We start from the raw sequence: 19,008 nt of genomic DNA, 5'->3' as shown, positions 1-19,008 counted from the left end.
GCTGCGGCGGTGGCCACAAAACAGTGTTCCGCAACGCGCACGCCGATAACGTTTTGTGAACACCTGGGGCGCTGCGGCTGCTAGTCTCGCCGCATCTTCCGCTGGAGTCGTCCCGATGATGCCTGCTTCGTCCCTGCGTGGTTGCCGCCTGCTGCTTGCTTCGGCCCTGCTTGCTGCTGTTCCCGCCTTTGCCGCACCGGCCACGGTGGCGCCGGCGAAGATCCAGGTTTCGCCGGCTATCGATGCGGCGGTGAAGGCGTCGACCCGCGATGCCAACAATGCCAAGCGCGACACCTATCGCCATCCCGCGCAGACGCTGGCCTTCTTCAAGGTCGCACCGGAGAAGACGGTCATCGAGATCACCCCCGGCAACGGCTGGTACTCGGAAATCCTGGCGCCGCTGCTGCATGACAAGGGCCATTACATCGCCGCCGTGGTCGACCCGATGGCCGTGGCCGAAGGCCGTGGCCGCGATTACCAGCAGCGCAGCCGCGACAGCCTGGAGAAGAAGTACGCCGCTGCACCGGCGCAGTTCGGCAAGACCGCCGTGGTGGCCTACGATCCGGCCAAGCCGGTGTTCGGCCCGGCCAACTCGGCCGATGTGGTGCTGACCTTCCGCAACGTGCACAACTGGCGCAAGGCCGGCCAGGCCCAGGGCATGTTCCAGGGCTTCTTCAACGTGCTCAAGCCGGGCGGCGTGCTGGGTGTGGTCGAGCATCGCGCCAAGACCGATGTGGCCGACGACGATGACACCGGCTATGTCGGCCAGCAGCAGGTGATCGCGATGGCCGAGGCCGCCGGTTTCAAGCTGGAGGCGCGCAGCGAGGTCAACGCCAACCCGCGTGACACCAAGGACCACCCGAACGGCGTGTGGACGCTGCCGCCGACCAACCAGCACGACAAGGCCGATGATGCGAAGTACCAGGCGATCGGCGAAAGCGACCGTATGACCCTGCGCTTCATCAAGCCGTAACGGGGCATGCGCTGACCCTGTAGAGCCGAGCCCATGCTCGGCTCACCGCGCGCGCCGGGATTCAATCGTATTCAAGGACATGGACTGTTGAAGAAGATCTTTTACATCGCTGTCGCGGTGCTGGTGCTGACGCGGCTGATTGATTTCGTGTTCTACGGCGGACATGCCTACGATCTGGTGGCGACGGTGGGATTTGCCGTGCTGTTTGCCGGTGCGCTGCTGGAACAGCGCGCGCGTGCCACGAATCCGCCGCCGGTTCGCCTGCGGCGCCGGGCCAATGTCATCGCGGCGTGCGGCATCGCGCTGGTGCTGGGCTCGTTCCTGCTGGAGTGGAAGGTCTTCGGCTGATCCCGCCGCAGCCTCGGCCAAAGCGATGCCCGGTAGCGCCGGGCCATGCCCGGCGAGCGACCAGCGGGGCATGGGACAATGCCTCATTCGCCGCCTGCCGTGCCCGCAATGCTGATCGCCTTCAACAAGCCCTTCAACGTGCTCTGCCAGTTCACCGACCGCAGCGTGCCGCCGCGGCCGACGCTGGCCGGGTTCGGCCTGCCGCCGCGCGTGTATGCCGCTGGCCGGCTCGACCATGACAGCGAGGGCCTGCTGCTGCTGACCGACAACGGCACGCTGGCGCACAAGCTGACCGACCCGAAGCACAAGGCCGACAAGACCTACTGGGTGCAGGTGGAAGGCACGCCCAGTGATGAGCAGCTGCAACAGCTGCGCGACGGCGTGGTGCTCAACGACGGGCTGACGCTGCCGGCGAAGATCGAGCGCCTCGATCCGGCGCCGTCGCTGTGGACGCGTGATCCACCGGTGCGCTTCCGCAAGACCGTGCCCGACAGCTGGCTGGCGATCACGATCCGTGAGGGCCGCAACCGGCAGGTGCGGCGGATGACCGCAGCGGTGAACCTGCCGACGCTGCGCCTGGTGCGCGTGTCGATGGGGCCGTACCGGCTGGACGATCTGCAGCCGGGACAGTGGCGGCAGATCGGTTGAAACAGTAAGGGCCGGAAACCTTGCGGCGTCCGGCCCTCACAGGCTGATGGGGTCAGACCCCTTCCGCAGGAAGGGCTCTGACCCACTCGGCAACTCAGGCGTCGCTGCCGATATCGCTGTGCTCGTCGACCACGGTGGCATTGCGGCGGTCGCGCGCGCTGATGCGATGCGCCTGGCCATCCACCACCTGGCCATTGGCGGCCTTCTTCTTCTGCTGCTTGCGGTACAGCGCATAGCCGAGCAGGCCGACACCGACCGCTGCGGCGGCCACCGCCACTGCCGGGTTGCGGCGCACGAACTTGGTGGCGGCCTTGCCGCCGGTCTTCACCGCGCCGATGGCGGCACCGGTCTTGATCCAGTCCGCATTGCGCAGGCTGCCACCGGCGCTCTTCAGGCCATCGCCGGCCGTGTGGGCCAGTTCCAGGGCGCGCTCCAGAGCGCGGTCGGTGATTACGGTCAGCTTGCTCATGCGGGGGTCCTTTGCCTCGGGTCGAAGTCCAGTGTCGCGTGTTGCCCGTAAACGGTATGTCAGTCGGCGTCGCGCGTGGCGTGACTCTACCGCAGCCATTCAGGATCGGGCAGGGTGGGGTCGGATCCCTTTCTTCTGGGAAAGGGCTCTGACCCCAGTACGATGGACGGGGGTCAGAGCCCATTGCGATGCAATGGGATCCGACCCCGCCCCTCACGTTCCGCGTGGCTTGGCGCGGTGCGTGGCCGTAGCCGTCCACGGGTCATCCGGCCACGGGTGGCGCGGGTAGCGGCCCTTCATTTCCTTCTTCACCTCGGCGTAGGTGTTCTCCCAGAAGTTGCGCAGGTCCTGGGTGACCTGCAACGGGCGGCCGCCGGGCGACAGCAGGTGCAGGGTCAGCGGCACGCGGCCATCAGCGATGCGCGGCGTGTCGGCCAGGCCGAACAGTTCCTGCAGCTTTACCGCCAGCACCGGTGGCAACGGCTCACCGTTCTCGCTGTCCAGCGCATAGGTGATCGGCCGTTCCAAGCCTGAAGGCACGGTGATGCGGGTCGGCGCATGGCGCTCGACCAGCTGCCGTTGTGACCATTCCAGCGGCGACTTCAGCGCTTCGCCGAAGCTGGCCTCGTCCAGCGCATCCAGGCGGCTCTTGCCGGCGAACGCCGGTTGCAGCCACTGCGCACGGTTGGCCAGCAGGGCAGCGTCGCTGCAATCGGGCAACCCGAGTTCCGGCATCCAGCGCCGCAACGACTCGACCCGCGCCTGCCACTGGCGCAGACCTTCGGTCCACGGCAACGCCTGCAGGCCCAGCTCGGCCACCGCATCGGTCAGCGCCTGCGCGGCGTGCTGCGGATCGACCCGGCCGGCCGAGCGACTGTCCAGCACGATGCGGTCGAAACGGGTTTCGCGCAGCGCCACCAGGGCGCGGCGTTCACTGTCCCAGCGCACCACATCCTCGGTGACGAAGCGCTGCGGCCAGGCGTTGCGCAGCTGGCCTTCGTCCACCGGCGCCGCGCGCAACAACAGCGCGTCACGTGCCTCGAAGCGCAGCTCACTGGCCACCAGCCACGGTTCGCCACGCAGGTCGCTCAGTTCGTGCAGGCGCGCGCTGCGGCCATTGGCCAACAGGTAACGCAGCGGATCGGTGGGATGCCGGAAGCCGATGCGGTCGGGGAAGGCATGCGCGAGCAGGTCACCCAGTTCGTGCGCCTCGATGCTGGTTGGTGGTGCGGTGTCGCAGCGCAGGCGCCGGCGCCACTGTTTGGCAGCGGCATCGATGGCAGCCAGCCCACTGCGATTGGCGTCGGCCGGTGCACGTCCACCGCGGAATGCAGCCAGCGCACGCCAGCGCGCTGCCAAGGCATCGCCGCCCTGGCGCAGCGGATCGCGGGCTTCCAGCAGTGCGGCCAGATCCGCCGCCAGTGCCTGCGCGCGTGCATCCGGCGCGGCCAGCAGCATCGCCGCCATGCGCGGGTGCGTACCCAGCGCCAGCACGCGGCGCCCGAGCGCGGTGATCGCGCCCGAGTCCGACAGTGCACCCAGGCGCTGCAGCAGTTCGCGCGCCGCAGCCATCGGGCCGGCCGGCGGTGGGTCGAGGAAGCGCAGGTCGCTGCTGCCCCAGGCGGCCAACTCCAGCGCCAGCCCGGCCAGCTCCACCTGGTCGATCTCGGCGCGGCGCTGCGGTTCCAGCCGCTGCGACTGCGGCCACAACCGCCAGGCCACGCCCTCGGCCACGCGTCCGGCACGGCCGGCACGCTGGTCGGCCGAGGCCTGCGCGATGGCCACCACGTCCAGTCGGGTGAAGCCGCTGTTGGGGTCGTAGCGCGGTTCGCGTGCCTGGCCGCTGTCGATCACCACGCGCACGCCGGGCAGCGTCACCGACGACTCGGCGACGTTGGTCGCCAATACCACGCGACGGCGGCCATCGCTGGCGGCCTGCAGCACGCGCGCCTGCTGTTCCACCGGCAGTTCACCGTGCAGGGCCAGCACTTCGACGTTGCCGTCCAGCGATTCCTGCAGGCCAGCTTGCACGCGCGTGATCTCACGCTGGCCGGGCAGGAACACCAGCAGGTCACCGGGGTGTTCGGCCAGGGCCTGCTGCACCGCGCGGCGCACCTGCAGCTCCAGCGCTTCATCGCGGCGCGCCGGGAAATGGCTGATCGCCACCGGGTAGCTGCGGCCCTCACTGCTCAGGCGCGGTGCATCGAGGAAGCGCGCCAGCCGCTCGCCATCCAGCGTGGCCGACATCACCACCAGGCGCAGGTCATCGCGCAGCTGCGCCTGCACATCCAAGGCCAGCGCCAGGCCGAGATCGCCACTGAGATGGCGCTCGTGGAATTCATCGAACAGGATCGCGCCGACCTCTTCCAGCATCGGGTCGTCCTGCAGCATGCGGGTCAGGATGCCTTCGGTGACCACCTCGATGCGGGTGCGCGCCGAAACTTTGTTCTCGAAGCGGATGCGGTAGCCGACGGTGCCGCCGACCTCTTCGCCCAGCTGTCGCGCCATGAACAGCGCGGCGCTGCGTGCGGCCACCCGGCGCGGTTCCAGCAGGATGATCTTGCGGCCCTGCAGCCACGGCGCATCCAGCAGCGCCAGCGGCACCTGGGTGGTCTTGCCGGCGCCGGGCGGGGCCTCCAGCACCAGCCGCGGCTGCGCGGCCAGGTGCTGCTGGATCTGCGGCAGCAGCGGGGAAATCGGGAAGAGCGGGGTGTTCATGTGCAAAGGATAAGGGGCCATGGCGGGCGCAGGTACAATGCGCGGGCACTTTTCCCCCGCGATGACCATGCACCTGATCGATATCGGCGCCAACCTGACCCACGATTCCTTCGACCGCGACCGTGACGCCGTGCTGGACCGCGCGCACCAGGCCGGCGTGGTGCAGATGGTCATCACCGGCGCCAGCCGCGAGCACTCGCCGCTGGCCCTGCAGCTGGCGCAGCAGCATCCGGGCTTCCTGTATGCCACCGCCGGCGTACACCCGCATCACGCGGTGGAGTACACCGAAGAATGCGATGCCGAGATGCGCGCGCTGCACGCCCATCCGGAAGTGGTGGCGGTGGGCGAGTGCGGGCTGGATTACTTCCGTGATTTCTCGCCGCGCCCGGCCCAGCACCGCGCCTTCGAGCGCCAGTTGCAGCTGGCCGCGGACAATGGCAAGCCGCTGTTCCTGCACCAGCGCGATGCACATGCCGATTTCATGGCGCAGATGAAGAACTTCGAAGGTCGCATCGGCCCGGCGGTGGTGCATTGCTTCACCGGCGAACGCGACGAACTGTTCGACTACCTGGACCAGGACTGGTACATCGGTATCACCGGCTGGCTGTGCGATGAGCGCCGTGGCGCGCACCTGCGCGAACTGGTGAAGAACATCCCGGCCAACCGCCTGATGATCGAGACCGACGCGCCGTACCTGCTGCCGCGCACGCTGAAGCCGATGCCGAAGGACCGCCGCAACGAACCGATGTTCCTCTCGCACATCGTCGAGGAACTGGCGCGCGACCGTGGCGAGGACGTGGCGGTGACCGCGGCCAATGCCACGGCGGCGGCGCGCACGTTCTTCCGCCTGCCCGACGCCGGTTGATGGTAGTGCCGGCCGCTGGCCGGCAACAGCATGAACACGGCAATCATCGCGCGATTGCCGGCCAGCGGCCGGCACTACCGGAGCAGGTCGCGCAGGCCTTCACGGTAACTCGGAAAGCGCGGCAGGAAACGCGCCGACCCCGTGTCGTAGAGTCGAGCTTGCTCGACTGCCGGGCGAAAGCAGTCGAGCAAGCTCGACGCTACGAGGGGTTCAAAGCGATTCCAGCAGGTCGCGCAGGCCTTCACGGTAATTTGGAAAGCGCGGTTGCCAGCCCAGCGCCGCACGTGTGCCACGGCTGTCGATGCGCTTGCTGCTTTCGTAGAAGCGCCGCAGGGACGGGCTCAGCCCCGGGTCGTCCCAGGCCACCGCCGGCGGCATCGCAAAGCCACCCAACTGTGCGGCGAAGGCCAGCACGTCCTGCGGCGGCGCCGGTTCGTCGTCACTGGGCAGGTACAGCCCCTGCAGGGTGGGTCGCTGCATCGCTGCGATGATTACGGCTGCCAGGTCCTGCACGTGCAGGCGGTTGAACACCAGGCCAGGCCGCACCACGTGGCGGGCACGGCCCTCGGCCAACTGCAGCAGGGCGTTGCGGCCAGGACCATACAGCCCTGGCAGGCGGAACACCGCCGAGGCAATACCGCGTTCTTCCGCAAGGGCGCGCCACTGGGCCTCGGCGCGCACACGCTGCACACCGGCCATTTCGGCGGCATCGGCCCTGCTGGTTTCGTCGATCCAACCGCCGGCGCGGTCGGCGTACACCGAGGTCGATGACAGATAGCCGACCCAGCGCAGGGCCGGGCTGGCCTGCAGTGCGGGCAGCAGCAGGCGCAAGGCAGGATCGCCCTCGGCATCAGGCGGCACGCTGCACAGCACGGCATCGGCCTGCGCGATCTCATCAAGCAGGGCAGGTGAAGGCGAGGTGTCGGCCTGCAACCGGTGCCGACGCAGGCCATCATCGGGCGCCGCTGCCGGATCGCGCACCGTCCCCGCCACCTGCACGCCGCGTGCCTGCAGCTGCGCGGCCAGCACGCGGCCACTCCAGCCCAGGCCGAGGATCAGCACCCGCGCCGGCAGCGCGCCCGCCTGCAGCGCGAGGCTCACGTGCCGCGCTGGGCCTGGTAGGCCTGCAGGCTGCTGTAGGCGACCTGCAGCAGCAGGCCTTCCTGGTCGGCCTTGCGCGCACGCGCCAGCATGTCGCCGACGATCTGTTCGGCTTCCACCTGCTGGCCGGCTTCCAGATCGCGCAGCATCGAGGCCTTCAGCGCAGATCCGGCCTGGGTCAAGGTGCCGCGCGCGGTGTCCTGCGCGCTGTCGGGAATCGGTTCACCGGCCGCTTCGGCCACCGCCAGGCATTCGTCGTACAGGCCGCGCACGATGGCCTGGCCATCATCAGTGGCGACGATGGTGCCGATGTCCGCGCGCAGCAGGCAGGTGGCGGCGGCCAGCGCGGTCAGGAAGGTGTACTTGATCCACTGCTCCTGGCCGATGCGTTCGCTGGCCAGGTGATCAAGATCGGCCTGCGCGCAGGCGGCGGCGAAGGCCTGCACGCGTGCGGAGATTGCGCCGCCATCGCGCTCGCCGAAGGTGAGCTTGGCCGGCTTGCCCAGGTGCAGCACGGCGCCATCAGCGGCCTTGGTGGCGCTGATGAAGCACAGACCGCCCAGCACCGCCTCGCGACCGAAGCGCGCATCCAGTGCGTTGTAGTGATGCAGGCCATTGAGGATGGGCAGCACGCTGGTGCTGGCACCCACGGCCGGGGCGATCGCGTCAATCGAACTGTCCAGGTCATAGGCCTTGCAGCTGAGGATGACCAGATCGAAGGGCTTTTCCGCAGCGAGCGCGGGCAGGGCGTCGGCAGTGACGTGCTGCACCGGGAAGCGGGCATCGCCGATCGGGCTGCGGATGACCAGGCCATCGCGGTCGAGCTGTGCAGCGCGTGCCGGGCGCACCAGGAAGGTGACATCGACGCCGGCCTGGGCCAGGCGACCACCGAAGTAACCGCCGGTACCGCCGGCGCCGAGGATCAGGATGCGCATTGCACGTTCACCGTGTTCTGGGGGAATCAGAACTGCGATTGTGCCGGAGATTGCAGACGAAAAAGCGCCGGCTCTAGACGGCCTGGGGTCAGATCCGTTTTCCGCAGGAAAACGGATCTGACCCCAACGGTCTCCAGCGCTTCATCCACGCATGGCGTGGATCTACCGTTGCCGGCCAGCGACCGGCACGGCTCAGCTGCGCATGCCCACGCCACGGCGCAGCAGCCACAGCGCCACCGCAGTCAGTACCACCACGAAACCGATCATCAGCGCATAGGCCACCCACAGCGGCACATCACTGCTGCCCAGCAGGCCATAGCGGAATGCGTTGACCATGTAGAAGATCGGGTTGGCATGGGTGGCGGCCTCGGCCCAGGTCGGCAGCAGCTTCACCGAATAGAACACGCCGCCCAGGTAGGTCAGCGGGGTCAGGATGAAGGTCGGCACGATCGCCACGTCGTCGAACTTCTTGGCGTAGACCGCGTTGATGAAGCCGGCCAGCGAGAAGATCGTCGCACCCAGCAGCACCGTGCTCAGCGTCACCAGCGGGTGCGGGATGCGCACCGGGGTGAAGAACATGGCGATGATCAGTACGATCACGCCCACCATCAGGCCGCGCAGCACCGCACCGGCCACGTAGCCCCACAGGATCACCCAGTTCGGCATCGGGCTGACCAGCAGCTCTTCCACGTGGCGGCCGAACTTTGCGCCGAAGAACGAGGAGCTGATGTTGCCGTAGCTGTTCTGGATCACGCTCATCATCACCAGGCCCGGCACGATGAACTGCATGTAGCTGTAACCGCCCATGTCACCCACGCGCGAACCGATCAGGCCGCCGAAGATCAGGAAGTACAGGGTCATGGTGATCGCCGGCGGCACCAGGGTCTGGCCCCAGATGCGCATGATGCGGGCGACTTCACGGCGCACGATGGTCATCAGTGCGACGCGGTTGCGCTGGCCGTCGGTCAGCTCGGTGGTGCTCATGCGGAGGTCTCCAGGTTGCCGGTGAGGCGCACGAACAGCTCCTCCAGGCGATTGCTCTTGGTACGCATCGAACGCACGCGGATGCCGGCCTCGTTCAGCGTGGCGAACACGCGGTTGAGGTCCATCGCGCGCGGCATGTCGATGTCCAGCGTGTGCGGGTCCGGTGCGCTCAGGGTCGCGCCCTCGATCACCGGCAGCTGCGCCGGCAGCTCACCGTCGATGTCCAGCAGGAAGCCTTCCACATCCAGCTTGGCCAGCAGGGTGCGCATCGGCCCCTGCTCGACGATCTGGCCGTGGTTGATGATCGCCAGGTGCCGGCACAGGTACTCGGCCTCTTCCAGATAGTGCGTGGTGAGGATGATGGTGGTACCGGCCGCATTGATCTCCTTCAGCACGCGCCACATGTCACGGCGGATCTCGATGTCCACGCCGGCAGTCGGTTCGTCCAGGATCAGCAGGCGCGGGCGGGTCATCATCGCGCGGGCGATCATCAGACGGCGCTTCATGCCGCCGGACAGGGTGCGGCTCATGACCTGCGCCTTTTCCCACAGGTGCGCGCGCTTGAGCTCTTCTTCGGCGCGCTGCTCGGCTTCCTCGCGCGGCACGCCGTAGAAACCGGCGTAGTTCACCAGGATGTCGAAGGGCTTTTCGAACAGGTTGAAGTTGATCTCCTGCGGCACCAACCCGATCAGGCGCATGGTGGCGCTGCGGTTGCGCACCAGGTCGCTGCCGAACACTTCCACCTGGCCCTGGCTGAGGTTGACCAGGGAGCTGATGATGCCGATCAGGGTCGACTTGCCGGCGCCGTTGGGGCCGAGCAGGGCGAAGAAATCGCCCGGGGCCACTTCCAGGGAGACCCCCTTCAGGGCCTGGGTGCCGTTGTCGTAGGTCTTGCGCAGGTCGCGCACGCGCAGGGCGGGCGCCATATCGTTCAGGGATGCCAAGCTCGAAGCCTTCGCGCCCATGGGCTGGCGCTGGAGAGGGGCGGGGAGGGGCTATTATAGAAGACCCCGAGGGCTTGCCCCGGCTACACACTGTCCCGAAAAGTCGTGCCTGTTCAATTCCCCCTCAAGCTGGTCGGCCGCCGCATGCTGGCCCCGACCGTCGGCCACTACCAGTTCGTGCGTGACGACGGACAGCCGCTGGACTTCCAGCCGGGCCAGTTCATCCAGGTCCATTTCAGCTACGCCGACGGTACCGAAACCAAGCGCAGCTACTCGCTGGCGACCATCCACGACCACGCGCTGGGCCCGGGCGAGGCGGTGGATATCGCGGTCAGTTTCGTGCCCGGCGGTGCCGCTACGGCCCTGTTCGAAGCGCTGGAGCATGGCGGGCAGGTCAGCGCGTCCGGCCCGTACGGCCGGTTCTGCCTGAACCCCGGCGACCACAACGCCCGCTACCTGCTGATCGCCACCGGCACCGGCGTTACCCCGTACCGCTCGATGCTGCCGCTGCTGGAAACGGCCATGGCCGAGCGCGGCGTGCAGATCGTGCTGCTGCAGGGCGCACGCAGCCCGGGCGAGCTGCTGTACAGCGAAGATTTCTACAGCTTCGCCGAAAAGCATCCGAACTTCCGCTATGTTCCGTGCCTGTCGCGCGAACTGCCGGCCGATCCGCACCCGGACGTGCAGCACGGCTATGTGCAGCAGGCACTGGCCGGTTTCACCCCGGACCCGGCCACCGACATCGCCTACCTGTGCGGCAACCCGGACATGGTCGATGCCTGCGCCGAGCTGCTGAAGGCCGCCGGCCTGGGCAACCCGCAGATCCGCCGCGAGAAGTACGTAAGTTCAACCACCAAAAAAGCTTAGTTGGCCTGTTGACGGTTCGGGCAGGACGGCGTAGCGTCAGCCTGAACCTCGCCCGAGCCAGTCCGATGCAGCTGGTCATTCCCCCTGCGGGAGCATTCGAACATGTGCCAAAACTGCAGCATGTGCCGATTCTCATAGGCGAGGACGGGTCATACCCGGTCGAAGCAAATCGATACCTGGATGAACGAAGTAACGCTGAATGGCGGTTGCCCGGTGCAGAGGACTCTGACCAACTCGTACCGACCGTCAGCGCTCGTAGAGGTATTGCGGCTCGGCTTTCAATATTTCTTGAGTGGGTCAACAAAGCGAAAGCAGGGGACTGGCGAGGACTAACATTTCAAGAGGGAATACTTGACCATTACCAGCCCGACTTACTTTTGGGGACAGGGTCGAGAAGCGGAAAGAAGCTCAAGCCATCTACTGTAAATGCCTACGTTGGTGAAGCTTGCTTATTTCTTGCCTGGGCGTTCGAGCGAGGCTATCGGGCGGAGTTCAGGATCCCAAAAAACAGAACCTCTTACGTCTATCACTCTGCGACCAGCTCGCACAGCGGCAGCCTGAGGGGGAGTGACAAGCGGATAGGCGCCCTGCTTACAGCAGAGGTCCCCATTCAACTTCCCTCGGATAGAGAAGTTGAGCGTTGGATGAGGCAGGTCCACATCCGTGCGCCGATCAAAGCGTTAGTTTTCGAGCTGATTCTGCGTTGTGGGTTGCGGATCTCGGAGGCCAATTCACTACGAGTGACTTGCTTCCCGAGGAAGCAAGGCTCTGAGGGAAACGGCTGGCATCCTGACTGGCTACTGGCCGGCGAGGTGCCCATGACTATTAGGTATGGCACGAAAGGCGCAAAGGTCAGCCCGTCCTCTGATCTTGGCACCCGCTGGAGAACTGTCTTCGTGCCGATCGATCTTGCCGACAGGATCTGGCATTACATCACTGTGATTCGTCCAACCCAGCTCGGACGATATCATCGGGGGGAAAAGAGGCATGAAAGGCGAGTTGATCGCTTGTGGCTTGGCGAGGGCAAGAACCAGCCGATTAGTAACGAGATGCTCCGCAGAGTCTGGAAATCGGTCAGCCATTGTCCGTCTGGATGGCACCCTCATAGCGGTCGACACTATTTCGCGGTCCAAAAGATAGCTGCACAAACATCAGCTCATCTCAAGCTGATAGGTATAGCTAGCACCTCAAGTGCAGACTTAGGCTGGCTCCACGGGCTCATGGCAGGTCAGGTCAAAATGATTCTGTCTCCAATCATGGGGCACGCTAACGAGCGGACAACGATGCGCTATCTGCAAGCGGCAGTAGCGAAGGTCGCACGGGACCGAGGCCACCCTTCGATATCGTGGAACGCCATCATCGATAGGGAGTAGTAGACCCATGCAGTCGATGTATGAGCTACAGCAAAAAGAAGGTCTATGGACGGTGCTGTGCAAGCACCCCGACTACATTTCACGGCGAAATTTGCACGATTTCTCGGCTCTGGCTGATGGCGTCAGCAACAAACTCGCAGTTGGGCGCAATCACCGATGGGGAGGGGGATTCACTGGTAGGCCAGAATTGCTAGCGGATCTCTGGCCATCGTTGAGTGCAAATTTGAGCACGAAAACGCCCGTCTCGGCGGCGATGAAGCGCTCCTCGTTGATCGGGTTCTGGCGATTCCTCGACACTTTCGAAGCTTACCTGGCTGAGCAAGGTGGAAGCGTCCCGCGGGTCATAAGGCTTCACGATTTGACTGCGTATCACCTCAACGCATTCTCGTCACCTGGGCCTGATGGCAGGTGGGAACCCTGTCGAGGGACGCAGGCGCTTGTCGTGAGAAGCATCATTAGGGCCGCTGTCGCCGACAATGAGTTGCCAGAGCTAATTGTCCCGTCAATCAGCTCGACAGTTAGGGGACGGGAGACCCCGCCGGACGATAGCGGCATCGCGATCATACGGTACCTCAGAGCAGAAGCTTTAGAAGTAATGCGGAGATGGCGCCGAGCTGACGAGCTGGCACTGGAGGGTCGGAATCTAATCGAACTGTTCGAGCGCGACGATAAGTTCATGAGATCTCCGGAGTTCGTTGCCACTGAGGCAGATGCTCACGCCACGTTTCGTGCGCTAGTCCTATCGACGGACAGGGTGCTACCGCGCATGGTTGACCTCAGTCGAAAGCTCGGTCTCAAAGACCGCAGTCTTCCGAACTGGTGGCCGAGGTACCCACAGGAGCACGAGCATGCCGGAAGTAGGGTGAACTGGAGTTGCATGATCTCCGGCATGTACCCGACGAGTCGGGACATCGCCGTATTCTTTCTTCTGTTCGTGGCCCGGAGTGCTTGGAACGTAGCCACCGCAGCCTCCATAAACATTGAGCAGTGGAGTTCTGCCTACGGAGAGGGACATCACTGGATATTCGCCCCTAAATTCCGATCAGCAGGGGCACTGCAGTGGACGGTCTCCAACGAGCATACGGAAACGAGCTGCTATTCGCTCGTAAAAGCTCTTCTGGCAAGAGGATGTTCCCTGCGCCAACATGCTCAGCACTATCCGGGAAGCTGCAGTCTCCCAGATGTTGCGATCAGGTCCCCTTGGGTGGGTGTGACTCCCAAGGGCGGGTTGAAGCCGCTATTCGTCCTGAGTCCGCATGAACCTAGGACACTGAACAATTGGCTTGCTGACATTGTTCGTAGCTACAACTCTGTTGCTGAAAAGAAGGTTCCTTCGATGTCCGTCAGTGACTTCCGGGACCTAGCTGCGGCAGTCATGTATAGAGAATCAAAGTACTCGAGCTGGGTTGTCATGGTGCTGCTAGGCCACAAGAATCTGGCAACTACGCGAAGTTATGGATTCCGGCGTGCCGCTTTCGCAGAGTCTTTTGGACTTGTAGCGGAGGCCATTGACGATGTCTTTAGCCAAATTTCAGAGAAGCGTGTATTCGATATCACGCTAACTCGTGCGAAGCTAAGCAAAATGGATGTGAGTAGTGAAGACATCCTCAGGCTCGAACAGGCGCGTAAAAATCGGACTTATGACGGAGCCGGCTGCGCAGATCCTTTCAATCCGCCGTTGGAGATCGATCCCAACAATAAGCGTGATGGGTGCTCCATATGCGCGCAGCAGCACCGCTGCGTTGCTAGTGGATGCTATAACGCGTTCGTGTTCTCAGACAGCATGGAGGGGATCTGCAGAAGGATTGCCGAACTCGAGACAATCCGAAATTCGGTTGGCGCTGTCAGATTCAACGAAAGCTCCGATTCAACCGACTTGCGGATCCTTCGCTCCACTCTCAGGCAATGGCCGCCACTGATTGCTTCCGCCGAGATTGATCGGTGGATGGAGAAGATCGCAAATGGTCGGCATATGCCGATATTCTTTGCAGGACAGCATGAATGAGCGCAGAAGCTCCGCTAGCCTTGCGGCTTCCTAACGGCGATCGGGCCGACGCCGGTACATGCTCGCATCCGATTGAGCCAGCGGCCTTGGGGGCTGCGTCGGAGAGTCAGTTGAGGTCATTCCAGGGCTTGGCACGCCTTGGTTCAACCTGGGGCATTCTTGAGATCCCGGAGGAGCTGAAGTCAACCGCACGGACGATGTCACTCAACCTATGGGAGCATTTGCCGCCGTATTGTCTGAATGATCCGAAGCTCCAGAACGATGTTGTTCGGGAGGTGATGAGAGTCGCTATCGCCATGGCACTGTTCGCAAGCCGGCAGGGAGGGTACTACAAGAGATCAACCCTCGTTAGTACAGTAGCTGGCATCTATAGAATAGTCCGCCGCACTTCTAGCTATGGGACTGGAGGCAAGTTCTGGCAGTGCGTTGACGTCACGCGCGAGTCTTCGATTGCGTGTAGGTCCCTGATAAGTGTTCTTCGCTACTACCACGGTATCGGTTGCTTGCCTGACGCGCCTACAAATGGCCCGTGCATCCGCGGAGTGGAAGGGCCTAGAGATAGGACTGGCGAGCCCGAGCATGAGAACGCTATTCATAACGTACAGCAGATTCAGCCGTATCCTGATCAATTTGTATCCAAGGCAGGCTGGGCCTCGATGGTAATGATTGAAACAATCGGCCCAACGCTTCTCGACGCACTCGAGGCGGCGCTAGCCATCCCTATCCGAACGGAGAAGATTCGGGGCAGTGGTGAGTTGAAGTCCTGCGTTGGACGCGCAGGAGAGGCCCGGGATCCTATCGTGAGAAATTGGAACTGGCGCGGGCCTGACGGGACAGACCTTGCGCAGGTACCGATAGGATTCGACTTTAAGCAGGGCAGGAGTAAGGAGGTGGCTTCTTGGCCGCCACGTACCTTCAAGAACTTGCTAAGGATGGTCACCATCCTTCAGGGCGCACATGCATTCCCCGTTGCCCTCTGCGCCGGTCCTCGGCACGGGGAGCTGCTCTCAATGAAGGTGGGGGCGCTCAGTCGAAGAGGTGAGTCCGAGGTTTACGAGTTCAGGACCTGGAAAATGGAAGGTGAGGGTGGAAGACTTAGCGAAGCCCCTTTGCCGAGGCTTGCTGCGCAGGCCATTTTGCAACAAGAGCGCCTGTGCAGAATTCTAAGGAGTCACTATGGCGTCGGAGGTACAAATCTATGGGTGTCCTTGAAGGCTCCCAACCGGTGCCCGGACATGCTCAACACGTTCCGCCAGTTCGTTAGAAGTCTAGGGCTCCAAAACCAGCTTGGAGTTGGTGGAATGAATCCTCATCGGTTTCGTAAGACGCTGGCTCGCATCGTGGCACTGGCCTTGGTGCATGCGCCAAAGATTCTCATGGATGTATTTGGTCACCGCGATGAGCAAATGACCATAATGCGCTATATCCTCTCCGACCCCAAAATTCTATCTGAGGTTCAGCAGGTCGTCCGGGAGATGGTCATTCTTAAAGGGGTTGAGGCCATTGAAAAGTCGGCACAGCTCCAAGGGGCTGGTGCAGAAAAATTGAAGCGAAGCGTTGAGCAGTACGCGCAACTGTTGGGCAACTCCGCTCTTGAGCCGCAGAACATGCTGGAGTTTGCCCGCGCGATGACTGCTGAAGGCTCGTCTTGGGCGATTATCGCGCCTGGAATTGTGTGCACAAGTTTTACCAGCGGTGGGCTGTGCAACAAAGGCCATGGGCAAGCGAATCCGCACTACTGCCATCCTAAATGCAGTAATCAGTTGACCTTCCCTGAGGAGGCCGAGGACCTCTCAGGCAGCGTCGCGAGGGCGATTTCCACCATAAACTACAACTTGGAACTGCTGCAGCAGGCGGTTCAGAGCGAAGAATCCATGCTGATCGCTCAATTTCAAGGTCAGATCAGATCATTGCTTGGCAGGTGGAAAGAGGTTGATCGCTACTTCGCCCAGAGCCAATTGTTGAAACAGATGATCCCAGGCACGGTGCTGATCACATGACCGAGACCAAAAAGACCTTAGCCGACGTGGGGCGGGTGAGAACTGATTCTTTCATTGCAGCGATTCGACGTGCCATGGCTCAGGTGGACAAAGAAGTCAAGGACAACGAGGGGGTGTATCCCCATAATTCGGGACGGATCAATGCAGCGGAATTGTTTCGCCGGGCTGGGGTGAGCCAGACCTCGCTTTACGGCCCAAAGCACAAGGCAAGTACGCGGCTTGAAGTCGAGCAATGGCTTCACTCCCTTCGCGCGCATATTCCTGTGACTACCAAGGGCGCCAGGAAGAGAAGTCAATCGCAGGCGCTCAGTTGGAAGGAAAAGTACGATTTGATGGCTGCGCAGTTCAAGAACATGTACTCCGTGGAGATTGTTCAACGGGATGCGGAGATCGAGTCGCTTCGGCAAGAAGTGCTCGATCTCAAGCAGCAAGTACAGGCCATGCAGAACGGCGGGAAGGTTGTGCGTTTCGCTGGCCGCGCAAAGCAGTAGAAGCTGCGCGAAACGAATGTGGAATTGCCACGGCGATCGGGATCGTATGTGTCGTTGTGCCAGCGCCGGGATCCGCTCACGCAGATCGAAATTGCGATCAGGGCGCGGGACGTAGCGCATAGCGCTGGAGCTCATCCGTGCCACGGCCAGTGCCCGCCGCTCAATGTGTCCTCGATCCATCAAATGCCGCACCAGCGTCCTGCGCGGCGGTGCGTTCACAACTTTTTTCGCAGGGCATCCTTGAAGAAATCGTTTTCCAGCAGCTGCTCGGACAGCCGCTTCTTCAACCGCTTTGCCTCTGGCGCACTCATGCCGCCGAACTTGCTGCGCCACAAGTGGTAGGACGCTTCACTGAACCTGTGACGGCGGCATAGCTCTTTCACCGCCATGTCGGCCTCTGCCTCAGGCAGGAAGCGGATGATCTTCCTCGGAAAGGCGCTTCTTCATGTCCAATCTCCGACTTTCTGGGATTGAACTCCGATTCGCCGTGCTATTCAAAACTGGGGAGACGTCGCGGGCGCTCATCGCTATAGGGCGTCCGCCATACTTCAATTTTGTTTCGTGCATCGGGCAAGTAGAGACGCAAGGCGGGTCGCTTTAACGCCCCGCGGCAGCGGCCTGCTGCAGGATGCGCACCACCTCATCAATTGCCTTACCCCGCTGATAGAGGTAGTGATCGGAGTAGATGACCAGAGTGGATGACGCTGCGGGTAGCAACGCACTGTCCAATGGCACCGAACCATCGCCAGGCGGCTGTTCGCCGATGAGAACCCCGGCAATCGTGTGGTAGGAAACGCCGGGATGAGGCATCAGTGACTCTCCAGCCCGACGTACAGGCTGCGCCACCCTCAGGGTGACGATGCTGTTTAGCCGAGACTGCAGGTAGCTTTCGCGTAGTTCTTCGCGCACCGCCGTCGGCTGCGCTTCGGCAAGGCGGACGAGCGCCTTCAGCTCCGGTGCTCGTCGACCCACCAGGCGGTTCACCACACGGCCAAGCCAACCATCCGCGGCGGGTGCGCCGCGGTGCGGCGCGGCCAGAAAGATCGCACGATCAACGCCTGGGTAGTGCGAGAACAGAAACGTTTCGCGGATGACGTCGCGATCCGCCGGTGGGACCTGCAGGGACTCCAGGGGCACGTTGAATGCCGCTGACCAAAGCACCTCGCCGCTGTCGGCACTCAACAGTCTGGCCACGACTCCCCCCATGCTGTGCCCCACCAGCACCATGCCCTGGCGTGCCGGGTCATCCCCTTCTGGATCCAGCGTGCGCCACGCCGCATCCAGGTAGGTCTGGATGCGGCGTCGTGTGATCAGCAGCGGTGCGTTGGTCTGGTACACCACATGCCAGACCTGGAAATGCTGCCGCAGCAGCGGATCGCCCCAGATTGCATTTGATGTCTTTGCCCAGATCAGCGGGCTACTTCCAAGGCCATGGATCATAACGACCGGGCGCCGGTTGGGATCGTAGTCCTCAAGCAGATAGACGCCGGCACGAAGGCCGACCTTCTTGCCGCCCAATAAACCCCAGACACCTTGCCTGTTCAGCGCCGAGGCGCGCGCGCCGAGCGCATAGGCCGCCGAACGATCCACCGACAGTGCCCCCAGCGCAATGGGGACGCTGGCGTTATCCGGGTCGCCGATCACCAGCACCGGCAACCCATGGCCCGCCGCCGGTTCCACCCATGCAGTCACTGCGCGGAACACCCCCTCCGCCGGCATCAATGCACAGGCCGGCCGGTCAACACAGCGTGGCGACGTGGCCACGAGTGGAACGCCGAAGCCGATGCGAGCGTGTCGTTGCCCGTCGTAGATGGCCATCGACACGTCCGCCGCACGTGACAACTCAAGTGTTCTTGGCAGGTTGGGCGAAATGCCGTGGAAGGTGACCTGCATTTCAATGCCGCCGACATTCCGCCGGCCTTCCGTCCACCCGCGCCGGTTCACCCGCAGTGCCGCGCGCAGCAGTTGATCGGTGCAGCGGTTGGCCAGCGGCACCGCACCCGCCCTGTCATCTCCCATCACGGCCGCGACGTATGCTTTTTCTGCACAAGCGAGCCAATGTCGGTTGGCGGCAGCGTCATCGGAAAGATGCTCGGCACGGAGGGCGGAAGTCCGCGCCATGGCCATAGGCCGCGCGCACGTGGCCGCAGCTTGACAGGGCACAGATTCCGCTGCGGCGTCGGCACGTATGGCCTCGGGTGTGATAGCACAGCCACCAAGAAACGTGGCAAGGGCCAGCAATCCAGCAGGCCCGCGCCACAAGACAACAGATCCAAGCGCACCCATC

At 63.4% G+C, this 19,008-nt stretch carries 15 protein-coding genes and 1 pseudogene; 8 read left to right on the top strand and 8 right to left on the bottom strand.

Annotated features, from left to right (window positions below; genetic code table 11):
* Positions 1-115: 115 nt before the first annotated feature.
* The 3 genes from C9412_RS16195 (at position 116) to C9412_RS16185 (ending at position 1,969) form a co-directional block, all read left to right on the top strand.
* Positions 116-973: a class I SAM-dependent methyltransferase gene (locus tag C9412_RS16195; protein WP_107232585.1), complete on the top strand. Its 858-nt coding sequence runs from the start codon at positions 116-118 to the stop codon at positions 971-973.
* 33 nt (positions 974-1,006) lie between these two features.
* A complete protein-coding gene (locus C9412_RS16190) occupies positions 1,007-1,321 on the top strand; it encodes a hypothetical protein (protein WP_258190309.1) in 315 nt (104 codons plus the stop codon).
* A 108-nt stretch (positions 1,322-1,429) separates the two neighbouring features.
* Positions 1,430-1,969 (top strand): pseudouridine synthase, encoded by a 540-nt coding sequence (locus tag C9412_RS16185; RefSeq protein ID WP_107232583.1) that lies wholly within the window; start codon positions 1,430-1,432, stop codon positions 1,967-1,969.
* A 94-nt stretch (positions 1,970-2,063) separates the two neighbouring features.
* Here the strand turns inward: C9412_RS16185 and C9412_RS16180 are convergent, their stop codons facing one another.
* Both C9412_RS16180 and hrpB read right to left on the bottom strand, forming a co-directional pair.
* Positions 2,064-2,438, bottom strand: a complete 375-nt coding sequence (locus tag C9412_RS16180; RefSeq protein WP_107232582.1) for a hypothetical protein — start codon at positions 2,436-2,438, stop codon at positions 2,064-2,066.
* Positions 2,439-2,651: 213 nt separating this feature from the next.
* Entirely contained in the window at positions 2,652-5,156 is a 2,505-nt protein-coding gene (hrpB, locus tag C9412_RS16175; protein WP_107232581.1) for an ATP-dependent helicase HrpB, read from the bottom strand.
* A gap of 67 nt (positions 5,157-5,223) precedes the next feature.
* Here hrpB and C9412_RS16170 point away from each other — a divergent pair, with 67 nt between their 5' ends.
* Complete coding sequence (locus tag C9412_RS16170; protein WP_107232674.1) at positions 5,224-6,021, top strand: TatD family hydrolase; 798 nt, start codon at positions 5,224-5,226, stop codon at positions 6,019-6,021.
* Between the two features lie 210 nt (positions 6,022-6,231).
* Here the strand turns inward: C9412_RS16170 and C9412_RS16165 are convergent, their stop codons facing one another.
* From C9412_RS16165 to C9412_RS16150, 4 genes are all read right to left on the bottom strand, one after another.
* A complete protein-coding gene (locus C9412_RS16165; protein ID WP_107232580.1) occupies positions 6,232-7,122 on the bottom strand; it encodes an NAD-dependent epimerase/dehydratase family protein in 891 nt (296 codons plus the stop codon).
* Positions 7,119-8,057, bottom strand: a complete 939-nt coding sequence (gene panE / locus C9412_RS16160) for a 2-dehydropantoate 2-reductase (protein WP_107232579.1) — start codon at positions 8,055-8,057, stop codon at positions 7,119-7,121. The genes C9412_RS16165 and panE overlap by 4 nt, the downstream gene beginning before the upstream one ends.
* 192 nt (positions 8,058-8,249) lie before the next feature.
* Positions 8,250-9,041 carry an ABC transporter permease gene (locus C9412_RS16155; protein ID WP_107232578.1) on the bottom strand — a complete coding sequence of 264 codons (792 nt, stop codon included), beginning with the start codon at positions 9,039-9,041 and terminating at the stop codon, positions 8,250-8,252.
* On the bottom strand, positions 9,038-10,006 hold the full coding sequence (locus C9412_RS16150; protein ID WP_107232577.1) for an ABC transporter ATP-binding protein: 969 nt from the start codon (positions 10,004-10,006) through the stop codon (positions 9,038-9,040). The genes C9412_RS16155 and C9412_RS16150 overlap by 4 nt, the downstream gene beginning before the upstream one ends.
* Before the next feature lie 84 nt (positions 10,007-10,090).
* Here C9412_RS16150 and C9412_RS16145 point away from each other — a divergent pair, with 84 nt between their 5' ends.
* The 4 genes from C9412_RS16145 (at position 10,091) to C9412_RS20715 (ending at position 16,721) form a co-directional block, all read left to right on the top strand.
* Entirely contained in the window at positions 10,091-10,852 is a 762-nt protein-coding gene (locus C9412_RS16145; protein ID WP_107232576.1) for a ferredoxin--NADP reductase, read from the top strand.
* 2,709 nt (positions 10,853-13,561) lie between these two features.
* A complete protein-coding gene (locus tag C9412_RS20610) occupies positions 13,562-14,230 on the top strand; it encodes a hypothetical protein (RefSeq protein WP_146160154.1) in 669 nt (222 codons plus the stop codon).
* Positions 14,231-15,465: 1,235 nt separating this feature from the next.
* Positions 15,466-16,230: a hypothetical protein gene (locus C9412_RS20720; protein ID WP_181358698.1), complete on the top strand. Its 765-nt coding sequence runs from the start codon at positions 15,466-15,468 to the stop codon at positions 16,228-16,230.
* On the top strand, positions 16,227-16,721 hold the full coding sequence (locus C9412_RS20715; protein WP_181358705.1) for a hypothetical protein: 495 nt from the start codon (positions 16,227-16,229) through the stop codon (positions 16,719-16,721). Before C9412_RS20720 ends, C9412_RS20715 begins: the two co-directional genes overlap by 4 nt.
* A gap of 48 nt (positions 16,722-16,769) precedes the next feature.
* On the opposite strand, the pseudogene C9412_RS16135 reads toward C9412_RS20715, so the two are convergent.
* Together C9412_RS16135 and C9412_RS16130 are read right to left on the bottom strand one after the other, a co-directional pair.
* Positions 16,770-17,168: pseudogene (locus tag C9412_RS16135) on the bottom strand (transposase); the annotation flags it as partial.
* Positions 17,169-17,318: 150 nt separating this feature from the next.
* Entirely contained in the window at positions 17,319-18,842 is a 1,524-nt protein-coding gene (locus C9412_RS16130) for an alpha/beta fold hydrolase (RefSeq protein ID WP_181358699.1), read from the bottom strand.
* Positions 18,843-19,008 lie beyond the last annotated feature (166 nt).

Origin of the sequence: Stenotrophomonas sp. Nf1 (assembly GCF_003028475.1) — a bacterium.
In the GTDB taxonomy this organism is placed as follows: Bacteria; Pseudomonadota; Gammaproteobacteria; order Xanthomonadales; family Xanthomonadaceae; genus Stenotrophomonas.
Note: the sequence above shows the minus strand (reverse complement) of the source record. Positions and strands in the feature narration are given on the sequence as shown.

Coding starts and splice junctions, on each gene's coding strand:
- C9412_RS16195 (WP_107232585.1), top strand. CDS start 116: ATGATGCCTGCTTCGTCCCTGCGTGGTTGCCGCCTGCTGCTTGCTTCG.
- C9412_RS16190 (WP_258190309.1), top strand. CDS start 1,007: ATGCTCGGCTCACCGCGCGCGCCGGGATTCAATCGTATTCAAGGACAT.
- C9412_RS16185 (WP_107232583.1), top strand. CDS start 1,430: ATGCTGATCGCCTTCAACAAGCCCTTCAACGTGCTCTGCCAGTTCACC.
- C9412_RS16180 (WP_107232582.1), bottom strand. CDS start 2,438: ATGAGCAAGCTGACCGTAATCACCGACCGCGCTCTGGAGCGCGCCCTG.
- hrpB (WP_107232581.1), bottom strand. CDS start 5,156: ATGAACACCCCGCTCTTCCCGATTTCCCCGCTGCTGCCGCAGATCCAG.
- C9412_RS16170 (WP_107232674.1), top strand. CDS start 5,224: ATGCACCTGATCGATATCGGCGCCAACCTGACCCACGATTCCTTCGAC.
- panE (WP_107232579.1), bottom strand. CDS start 8,057: ATGCGCATCCTGATCCTCGGCGCCGGCGGTACCGGCGGTTACTTCGGT.
- C9412_RS16155 (WP_107232578.1), bottom strand. CDS start 9,041: ATGAGCACCACCGAGCTGACCGACGGCCAGCGCAACCGCGTCGCACTG.
- C9412_RS16150 (WP_107232577.1), bottom strand. CDS start 10,006: ATGGGCGCGAAGGCTTCGAGCTTGGCATCCCTGAACGATATGGCGCCC.
- C9412_RS20610 (WP_146160154.1), top strand. CDS start 13,562: ATGTCCGTCAGTGACTTCCGGGACCTAGCTGCGGCAGTCATGTATAGA.
- C9412_RS20720 (WP_181358698.1), top strand. CDS start 15,466: ATGCTCAACACGTTCCGCCAGTTCGTTAGAAGTCTAGGGCTCCAAAAC.
- C9412_RS20715 (WP_181358705.1), top strand. CDS start 16,227: ATGACCGAGACCAAAAAGACCTTAGCCGACGTGGGGCGGGTGAGAACT.
- C9412_RS16130 (WP_181358699.1), bottom strand. CDS start 18,842: ATGGCGCGGACTTCCGCCCTCCGTGCCGAGCATCTTTCCGATGACGCT.